The organism is Streptomyces sp. NPDC127100, assembly GCF_042724095.1.
Lineage (GTDB): Bacteria > Actinomycetota > Actinomycetes > Streptomycetales > Streptomycetaceae > Streptomyces.
This window is the reverse complement of record NZ_JBHXFL010000092.1, coordinates 1-8336: the sequence shown is the minus strand read 5'-3', so window position 1 is coordinate 8336 and position 8336 is coordinate 1. Positions and strand designations below refer to the sequence as shown.

The 8336-nt window shown below is 71.5% G+C and carries 9 protein-coding genes and 1 pseudogene; 1 reads left to right on the top strand and 9 read right to left on the bottom strand.

Going from position 1 to position 8336, the window contains the following annotated elements; all coding sequences use genetic code 11:
• Positions 1–286, top strand: a pseudogene (locus tag ACFWJB_RS35265) (hypothetical protein); the annotation flags it as partial.
• A gap of 198 nt (positions 287–484) precedes the next feature.
• Here ACFWJB_RS35265 and ACFWJB_RS35260 read toward each other — a convergent pair.
• The 9 genes from ACFWJB_RS35260 to ACFWJB_RS35220 form a co-directional block, all read right to left on the bottom strand.
• On the bottom strand, positions 485–1576 hold the full coding sequence (locus ACFWJB_RS35260) for a lysophospholipid acyltransferase family protein (protein WP_386927392.1): 1092 nt from the start codon (positions 1574–1576) through the stop codon (positions 485–487).
• Between the two features lie 14 nt (positions 1577–1590).
• Positions 1591–2652 carry an NAD-dependent epimerase/dehydratase family protein gene (locus ACFWJB_RS35255; protein ID WP_385472769.1) on the bottom strand — a complete coding sequence of 354 codons (1062 nt, stop codon included), beginning with the start codon at positions 2650–2652 and terminating at the stop codon, positions 1591–1593.
• A 212-nt stretch (positions 2653–2864) separates the two neighbouring features.
• The gene (locus ACFWJB_RS35250; RefSeq protein WP_003948845.1) at positions 2865–2963 is read right to left on the bottom strand and encodes a 30S ribosomal protein bS22; all 99 of its coding nucleotides are present in this window, start codon (positions 2961–2963) and stop codon (positions 2865–2867) included.
• A 109-nt stretch (positions 2964–3072) separates the two neighbouring features.
• Complete coding sequence (locus ACFWJB_RS35245) at positions 3073–3285, bottom strand: helix-turn-helix domain-containing protein (RefSeq protein ID WP_004984898.1); 213 nt, start codon at positions 3283–3285, stop codon at positions 3073–3075.
• Between the two features lie 129 nt (positions 3286–3414).
• Positions 3415–4230 (bottom strand): phosphatase, encoded by an 816-nt coding sequence (locus ACFWJB_RS35240; protein ID WP_386927389.1) that lies wholly within the window; start codon positions 4228–4230, stop codon positions 3415–3417.
• A 130-nt stretch (positions 4231–4360) separates the two neighbouring features.
• Positions 4361–5533 (bottom strand): acetoin utilization protein AcuC, encoded by a 1173-nt coding sequence (locus ACFWJB_RS35235; RefSeq protein ID WP_386927387.1) that lies wholly within the window; start codon positions 5531–5533, stop codon positions 4361–4363.
• Positions 5484–6707: an MFS transporter gene (locus ACFWJB_RS35230; RefSeq protein ID WP_386927385.1), complete on the bottom strand. Its 1224-nt coding sequence runs from the start codon at positions 6705–6707 to the stop codon at positions 5484–5486. The genes ACFWJB_RS35235 and ACFWJB_RS35230 overlap by 50 nt, the downstream gene beginning before the upstream one ends.
• 23 nt (positions 6708–6730) lie before the next feature.
• Entirely contained in the window at positions 6731–7492 is a 762-nt protein-coding gene (locus ACFWJB_RS35225) for a VC0807 family protein (protein WP_386927383.1), read from the bottom strand.
• A 93-nt stretch (positions 7493–7585) separates the two neighbouring features.
• The gene (locus tag ACFWJB_RS35220; protein WP_386927381.1) at positions 7586–8230 is read right to left on the bottom strand and encodes an HAD family hydrolase; all 645 of its coding nucleotides are present in this window, start codon (positions 8228–8230) and stop codon (positions 7586–7588) included.
• Positions 8231–8336: the final 106 nt, after the last annotated feature.

The following is an 8336-nucleotide window of genomic DNA, read 5'->3' as shown; positions in this document are numbered from 1 at the left end:
ACCCGGCACCGGACGCTCCGCGTCCCCCGGCACCGGCAGCAGCGGGCCGTCCGAAGGTCCGGGCACCGTCAGCGGCGGCCCCAGCGAATCGGCCGCCTCCGGCAGCACCGACGACGGCCTGCTCGGCGGCAACACCGGCGGCCTGCTCGACCCGCCCGAGGCGAGCGGCAGCGCCACCCCGTCACCCCGGGACAGCGCGCCGTTCCCCAAGCCGGACGTCACCCTCCCGCCTCTCCTCCCCGGCCTGCTTCCCGGGCTGGGGATCCACGGCGAGGACGCGGACTGACACCGTGGGGTGCCCCGACACCAGGGGCACCCCACCCGCTCTCAGAAGAACACCGACCGCCGCTGCACCAGCAACTTGTAGAGCGTGTGCTGGAGCCCACCCACACCGCCGGCCTCGCACCGCTGCGCGGGCTTCGCCCGGCTGCGCCGGACTCCGTCCGCCGACTCACCGCATCCCGCCCTCACGCCTCGCCTCGCCTCAGAAGAACACCGACCGCCGCTGCACCAGCAACTTGTAGAGCGTGTGCTGGATCTGCTCCCTGACCTGGTCCGTCAGGTTGAACATCAGCATCGGGTCCTCGGCCGCCTCCGGCGGATATCCGTCCGTCGGAATCGGCTCACCGAACTGGATCGTCCACTTCGTCGGCAGCGGCACCGCACCCAGCGGACCCAGCCACGGGAAGGTCGGCGTCAGCGGGAAGTACGGGAAGCCCAGCAGCCGCGCCAGGGTCTTCGAGTTGCCGATCATCGGATAGATCTCCTCCGCCCCGACGATCGAGCACGGAATGATCGGCGCGCCCTGCCGCAGCGCCGTCGACACGAAACCGCCGCGCCCGAAGCGCTGCAGCTTGTAGCGCTCGCTGAACGGCTTGCCGATGCCCTTGAACCCCTCCGGCATCACCCCGACCAGCTCACCCTGGGCCAGCAGCCGTTCCGCGTCCTCCGCGCACGCCAGCGTGTGGCCGAGCTTGCGGGCCAGCTCGTTGACCACCGGCAGCACGAACACCAGGTCCGCCGCCAGCAGCCGCAGGTGCCGGTCGGCCGGATGATGGTCGTGCACCGCGACCTGCATCATCAGGCCGTCCAGCGGCAGCGTCCCGGAGTGGTTGGCGACGATCAGCGCGCCCCCCTCCGCCGGGATGTTCTCCACGCCCTTCACCTCGACCCGGAAGTACTTCTCGTACATCGGGCGGAGCAGCGACATCAGGACCTGGTCGGTGAGTTCGGCGTCGTAGCCGAAGTCGTCGACCTCGTAGTCACCGGTGAGACGGCGCCGCAGGAAGGACAGGCCGGCCGCGACCCGCCGCTCGAGGCCGCCGTCCGGGTCCTGTGACCGCACCGCACCGCCGTCACCGCGGGACCCCGGCGACGACCCGCCGGACACGCGCGCGTCGTCCCCCGCGGCCCCGCGGACGGGCAGCGGTTCCACCTCGCGCACCGGCACGGACTCCGCCGCGCCGCCCTTGAGCCGGCTCCCCCCACCACGGCGCCGCGCCGGGCGCTGTCCCGCGCTCCCGCCGCTCCCCCGGGACCGGTCGTCGTCGAACGGAATGACCTTGGCGTCCGCCATCGTTGTCGCGCTCCTCAGTTGGCGCTCTGGGTCGGGAGGGGGCCGCCGCCCCGCAGGGACAGCTCCGCGATCCGGTCGACGGCCCCCGCGAGGGCCTCCGGCGGCAGCAGCCCCGGGCCGCGGCCGCGCACGAAGTCCGCGAACGTCTCGGCCGTCGTGTACTTCGGCCGGAATCCGAGGGTCTCGCGCATCTGCGTGGTGTCCACGACCCGCCCGTGGGTGAGCAGCCGGATCTGCTCCGGGGAGAAGTCCGTCATCCCCAGCGTACGCACGAGGGAGCCCGCCCAGGTGACCGCCGGAAGCAGCAGCGGCACCGTGGGGCGGCCCAGCCGCCGCGAGCACTGGGAGAGCAGCAGGACACCTGAACCGGCGATGTTGAACGTGCCGCTGTTCAGCGTGCCGCGCCGCGGCTCGTGCGAGGAGACGCGCAGCACCTCGATCACGTCGTCCTCGTGCACGAACTGCAGCCGCGGGTCGTAGCCGAACACCGTCGGCAGCACCGGCAGCCCGAAGTACGACGCGAGGGGCGTGTCGGCGCTCCGGCCCAGGATGTTGGCGAACCGCAGCACGCACACCGCGACGTCCGGCCGGCGGCGCGCGAAGCCCCGCACGTACCCCTCGACCTCCACGGCGTCCTTGGCGAAACCGCCGCTGGGCAGCGACTTGGGCGGGGTGGTCTCGGTGCAGACGGCCGGGTCGCGGGGCGCGGAACCGTAGACGTTCGTACTGGACTTGACCACGAGCCGCTTCACGGTCGGGGACTTCTGGCAGGCGCCGAGCAGCTGCATCGTGCCGATGACGTTGGTCTCCTTGACCGACGTACGGCTGCCGCTGCCCAGCGGGGTGCCCGTGACGTCCATGTGGACGACCGTGTCGGCGCCCGTCTCCGCCAGCACCCGCCCGATGGCCGACTGCCGGATGTCCGCCTGCACGAAGTCGGCACCGCCCAGATGGTGCTCGGGCGCGACGGCGTCCACGGCCACGACCCGGTCCACGTCGGGGTCGCGCTGGATCCGCCGGACGAACCGGCCTCCCAGCGGACGGGCCACCCCGGTCACGAGCACGACCTTGCCCAAGATCAGCGCCTTCCTCTCGCCCTACTGCGTACCCTGCCGCGTTCCCGCCTGCGGGCCAACTTAGCCGGTCGGTGTTGCGCTGTGATGACCGCCGGATGCAGCACGTGACGGGAATTCACGCCCACCCGGACGCCACGGACCCCGGAAGACGACTGTGGCCCCCCACCGGATGCGGTGGGGGGCCACAGACCACGCTGACGGCGCAGCGTCGCTTACTTCTTGTTGCGACGCTGAACGCGCGTGCGCTTGAGCAGCTTGCGGTGCTTCTTCTTGGCCATCCGCTTGCGCCGCTTCTTGATAACAGAGCCCACGACTACCCTCGCTCACTTCTCATCACTCGGTTGTTTGGGCGCCATGGGCCCACACGACCTACGAGGGGCCAGCCTACCCGCCCGAGCGCTGAGGTCGTAATCGAGGTCGTCAGGCCGTTTCCACCCCCACATAGCTCTCGCGGAGGTACTCGTGAACCGCTTGCTCCGGGACACGGAACGACCGTCCCACCCGGATCGCGGGCAGATGACCGCTGTGCACCAACCGGTACACGGTCATCTTGGACACGCGCATCACCGAGGCGACCTCCGCCACGGTAAGGAACTGAACCTCGTTCAGAGGCCTTTCGCCAGCTGCAGCCATGACACACCTGAACCTTCCGCACTCGACGGCCACCGGCTTCCCCTTCCGGTGACTCTTCGTCGCTGCGTGCTCACTCCCCAATGTAGGTGCGGGTGATGCGAATGGGGAAGAGGTGCATCCATCGGCATGCTACTGGGACAGACACGCCCGATTGAGTACGTAGCGGGTGAGCGGCAGGTAGTACTCGGGCCGCACGCCGTCATCAAGTGGAACGGCGACGGACACCAGCCCCTCGGCCTCCCCCACGAAGAGCGCGGGATCGTTCGTATCGCCCGGCCCGATGGCCTCGAACCCCAGTTGACCTGCTCCGCAGACCCAGCCGTGGTCCCCGATCACCAACTCGGGAAGCGGCCCGTCGGCCTCGGCCGCCACCGCCAGCGCGGTCCGAACCGGGAGCGGCGAGTGCGTGTGTGCGCCGGGCTCACGCCCGGAGCGTTCCGCGTCCTCCTCCCGCACCAACCCGACTCCGCGGACGTACTCGAGGTTGCAGGTGCGTAGACCGAACCGGGTCGTTATGTCGACACGGCGACCCTGCGCAGGGGTGAGGACAGCACATCCCGCCGCCGACAGGGCGTCGGCCAGGGCGACGTAGAAACCGAGCAGCCGATGCGGGTGCCCGGTGCCCAGGAGGACCGGAGCGCGACGCTCGGCGACCGCGGCGAGGCGCCCGGCGAAGGCGTCCAGAGCGGTCAGCGTCCGCTCGGGGTCGATCACATCCTGGCCCGAAGTATGCCGCGGGTCGGCTGAAACACCACACCTGCGCGCCATCAACCCGAGCAGCTCCCGCTGCCCCCAGTCGCCCTCCGGGTCGATCCCGATCAGCACCCGCGGGTCCCGCGCGGCGAACAGCCGGTAGCTCCGCAGACTCACCTCGCGAGAGGTGGCCACGACTCCGGCAAGACGAGCGTCCAGAAGATGAGCCCGAAGAGCTCCACGGCTCAGCACACCCCCATCCTCCCGCCCCCACCCGCCCCCGCCCCCCGATCCCCCCGAACACCCCACAATCGGCCCAACCCCAGCCGCCGCCCACGCCGGGCACCTCACAGGCGCCCCAGGCCCCCGCCCCACCCCACGGTCACGCCAACAACCCCCGCAGGGGAAACACCGCCCGGCGAGTAGCCACCACCGCCTGATCCAACCGATCCGCAGGGTCGTACCCCGCCTCCCACGAGGCCCACCCCACCGGCCACCGCCCATCGGTCATCCGCATCGGCCCGAGCTGCCGCGTCCGCGCGAACACCTCCTGCCGCCATCCCTCGGGAATCACCGTCTCCGGCTCCACCGGCCGCCCCGCCGCGATCCCCACCAGATGCGTCCACGACCGCGGCACCACCTCCACCACCGCGTAGCCGCCCCCGCCCAGCGCCACCCACCGCCCGTCGGCGTATTCGTGCGCCAGGTCGTGACACGCCACCTGCACGGCCCGCTGCGCGTCCAGGGACACCGCCAGATGCGCCAGCGGATCCTCGAAGTGCGTGTCGGCCCCGTGCTGCGTCACCAGCACCTGCGGCCGGAAGTCCGCGATCAGCTCCGGCACCACCGAGTGGAACGCCCGCACCCACCCCGCGTCCCCGGTCCCGGCCGGCAGCGCGACGTTCACGGCCGAGCCCTCGGCGTTGTCTGCCCCGGTCTCCTCCGGCCACCCCGTCTGCGGGAACAGCGACCGCGGATGCTCGTGCAGCGAGATCGTCAGAACCCGCGGGTCCTCCCAGAACGCCGCCTGCACCCCGTCCCCGTGGTGCACGTCGACGTCCACGTACGCGACCCGCTCGGCCCCCAGCTCCAGCAGCCTCGCGATGGCCAGCGCCGCGTCGTTGTAGACGCAGAACCCCGACGCCGCCCCCGGCATCGCGTGGTGCAGCCCGCCCGCGAAGTTCACCGCGTGCAGCGCGTCCCCGCGCCACACCGCCTCCGCCGCACCCACCGACTGCCCGGCGATCAGCGCGGACACCTCGTGCATCCCCGGGAACGCCGGATCGTCGACCGTCCCCAGCCCGTACGCCGGGTCCGCCGCGCCCGGATCCGCGGAGGCCGCCTTCACGGCCTCGATGTAGTCCTCCCGGTGGACGAGCCGCAGCGTCGACTCCCCCGCGGCCTTCGCCGCGACGACGTCCACCTCGCGGTCCAGCCCGAGGGCGCCGACCAGTCCTCGCGTCAGGGCGAGCCGGACCGGATCCATCGGATGGTCCGGACCGAAGTCATAGCCCGTTACTGCCTCGTCCCACATCAGCTGTGCGCGGCCGCTCATGCCCGCCACCGTATCGGTCCGGTTGAGCCTCGAACGACCTGGCGTACACCAGTGTCACCAGCACCAGGACCATCGGCACGAGCATGGCACCGCGGTAGCTCCAGGCGTCCCCGAGCGCGCCCACCAACGGCGAACCGACGAGGAAACCGACGTAGTTGAAGACGTTGAGCCGCGCCACCGCGGCGTCGGACGCGCCGGGGAACAGGCGCCCCGCCGCCGCGAAGGTCTGCGGCACCAGCACGCACAACCCGAGCCCCAGCAGGGTGAACCCGAGCATCCCGGCCCACGCCCCCGGCGCCGCGGCCACCACCGCGAACCCGCCCGCCGCGACGACCGCCCCGCCCCGCACCACCGCGACGGCCCCCAGCCGCCGCACGCCGAAGTCCCCGACCGCCCGCCCCACCAGCGTCGTCACCATGTACACGTTGTACGGGACGGTCGCCAGCTGCTCCGAACTCCCCAGCACGTCCTGGAGGTACTTCGCGCTCCAGTTGGAGACCGTCGAGTCCCCGATGTACGCGAACGTCATGACCAGGCACAGCGGCAGCAGCACCTTGAAGCCGACCCCCGCCCCGGCGCCCCCGCCCGCCGGCGTCTCCGCCACGGCGCCCGTCCGCTCCCCGTCGACGTACCACCGGCTCCCCACCAGCGCGGCCGGCAACAGCACCGCCACGGCCGGGAGATACGACACCCACAGGGCCCAATCCCAGTGCGCCCCCGCCCACGCCAGCGAGGCCCCCAGGATCCCGCCCAGACTGTAGACCGCGTGGAACCCGAGCATGATGCTGCGCCCGTACGCCCGCTGCAGACTCACCCCGAGCATGTTCATCGAGGCGTCCAGCGCCCCCACCGCCAGCCCGAACGCCCCCAGCGCCACGGCCAGGGCCGCCATCCGGTCCCCCGCGCCGACGCCCAGCAGCGCCAGCAGCACCACGGGCTGGGACCAGCGCAGCACCCGACTGGGCCGTATCCGCCGCACCAGCCGCTCCGTCGCCACGCTCCCCGCACCGGCGAGGACGGGGACGGCGGCCAGGAAGACCGGCAGCAGCGCGTCGGAGACGCCGTACCGGTCCTGGATGGCCGGGATGCGCGTCACGAGCAGGGCGAAGGCGACCCCCTGCGCGAAGAAGCCGAACGCCAACGAGGCCCTGCCGCGCCGCAGCACATCTGTCATGGCGGCGAGCGTAGGGCCCCGGCTTACCGGTGGGTAGATCCCGCCAAAGGTGAATCCACCTCAACTTCGCCGGGCTCGGCGAGGACGGGGACCTGGGCCGGTACGGCATCGGGACCGGAGGCCGCGGCCACGGACGCGCCGAGCATGTGCACCATCGGGCCGGCGCCCAGGGCACCACTGATCACGAAGGCCAGCACCATCGCGGCGACCATGAGGACCGTCCCCAGCCAGACCATCGTGTCGACGGGGACCGTCCAGGCGCCGGCGGCCCGGGCCACGCACTCGACGAGGAACGCCGTGCCCCACACACCGGTGAACCGCAGCTCCGCCCGCCGGAACGCCGGCGACTCCCGGCGCAGCCGCTCCCACGCGGCTTCCCGCCGGGCGTCCCCCTTGATCAGCCACGGCTTGAGGGTGGCGGTCATCATCGGCCGCCCCGTCAGCACGGACACCAGCAGCACGATCCCCACCACGCTGCCGATCGCGCTGTCCTTCATGAGCAGCAGCCGGGCGTCCCCCGTCCCGAAGCTGAGCAGCAGCCCGACGAGGTTCACCAGAAGGATGAGGACGGGCAGGCCGTTCACCTCGCGGTGCCTGGACAGCCCCCAACCGGTCCGCAGCACCGGCACGACGGTGCTCCAGCCGAGCGCCGCGACGGAGCTCATCCCGAAGGCGCCCTTCAGGAGGTAGTACGAGCCGACCGGTACCCCCACCTCCAGGAGCAGGGAGACGAAGGTACGACTCTTGCGCTGCCGCTGGATGCCCGTGCCCGTGTTCGTCGTCATGCACACAGCTTCGCGGCCGGGCCCGGTCCCGCAGTAGAAACATCCGTCCGGAGGTCCGCATGACAAATGTCAGCACGGGCCGGCTGCCCGCCGTCATACGAGCAGGTCAGCCAACTCCCCCATGTCGCCGAAGAGTCGAGTGGCACCGGTGAGCCTCTCGGCCGGCGTCATCCCGGTGAACCCGTACACGTCCATCCCGGCCGCCACGGCCGCCCGTACTCCCAGCGCACTGTCCTCGATCACCAGGCACCGCTCCGGTGCGACGCCCATCCGCTCGGCCGCGTGCAGGAACAGATCGGGCGCCGGCTTGCCCCGGCCCACGTCCTCGGCGCTGAAGATCCGCGCGTCGTCGAACCACCGGTCCAGTCCGGTCTTCCGATGCCCCACGCGGATCCGCTCATGGCTCCCGGAAGAGGCCACGCAGTACGGCACCTCGTCGGCCGCCAGCTTCTCCAGCACACCGACGACGCCGGGGACGGGCTCCAGGTCCCGCTCGAAGGCCGCGAACACCCGCCTGTGGAAGACATCGTCGAAGTCCTCCGGAAGCGGCCGGCCGGACCGCTCCAGGACCAGGTCGTGGACCCGGTGCATCGCGGACCCCATGTAGTCGCGCAGCGAGTCCTCGTACGACGTCGGGTGACCCAGCTCGGTCAGGTGGGCGGCCAGCAGGCGGTTGGAGATCGGTTCGCTGTCGACGAGGACACCGTCGTTGTCGAAGAGGATCAGTTCGTAGCGCATACGACGACCCTAAACGCAGAAAACCCCGCACCGTGAGGTGCGGGGTTTTCCCAATATTTGTTCGGCGGCGTCCTACTCTCCCACAGGGTCCCCCCTGCAGTACCAT

Excerpts from the sequence above, each read along its gene's own strand:
- ACFWJB_RS35225 (WP_386927383.1), bottom strand. The coding sequence starts at position 7,492 with ATGACGACGAACACGGGCACGGGCATCCAGCGGCAGCGCAAGAGTCGT.
- ACFWJB_RS35230 (WP_386927385.1), bottom strand. The coding sequence starts at position 6,707 with ATGACAGATGTGCTGCGGCGCGGCAGGGCCTCGTTGGCGTTCGGCTTC.
- ACFWJB_RS35260 (WP_386927392.1), bottom strand. The coding sequence starts at position 1,576 with ATGGCGGACGCCAAGGTCATTCCGTTCGACGACGACCGGTCCCGGGGG.
- ACFWJB_RS35220 (WP_386927381.1), bottom strand. The coding sequence starts at position 8,230 with ATGCGCTACGAACTGATCCTCTTCGACAACGACGGTGTCCTCGTCGAC.
- ACFWJB_RS35245 (WP_004984898.1), bottom strand. The coding sequence starts at position 3,285 with ATGGCTGCAGCTGGCGAAAGGCCTCTGAACGAGGTTCAGTTCCTTACC.
- ACFWJB_RS35235 (WP_386927387.1), bottom strand. The coding sequence starts at position 5,533 with ATGAGCGGCCGCGCACAGCTGATGTGGGACGAGGCAGTAACGGGCTAT.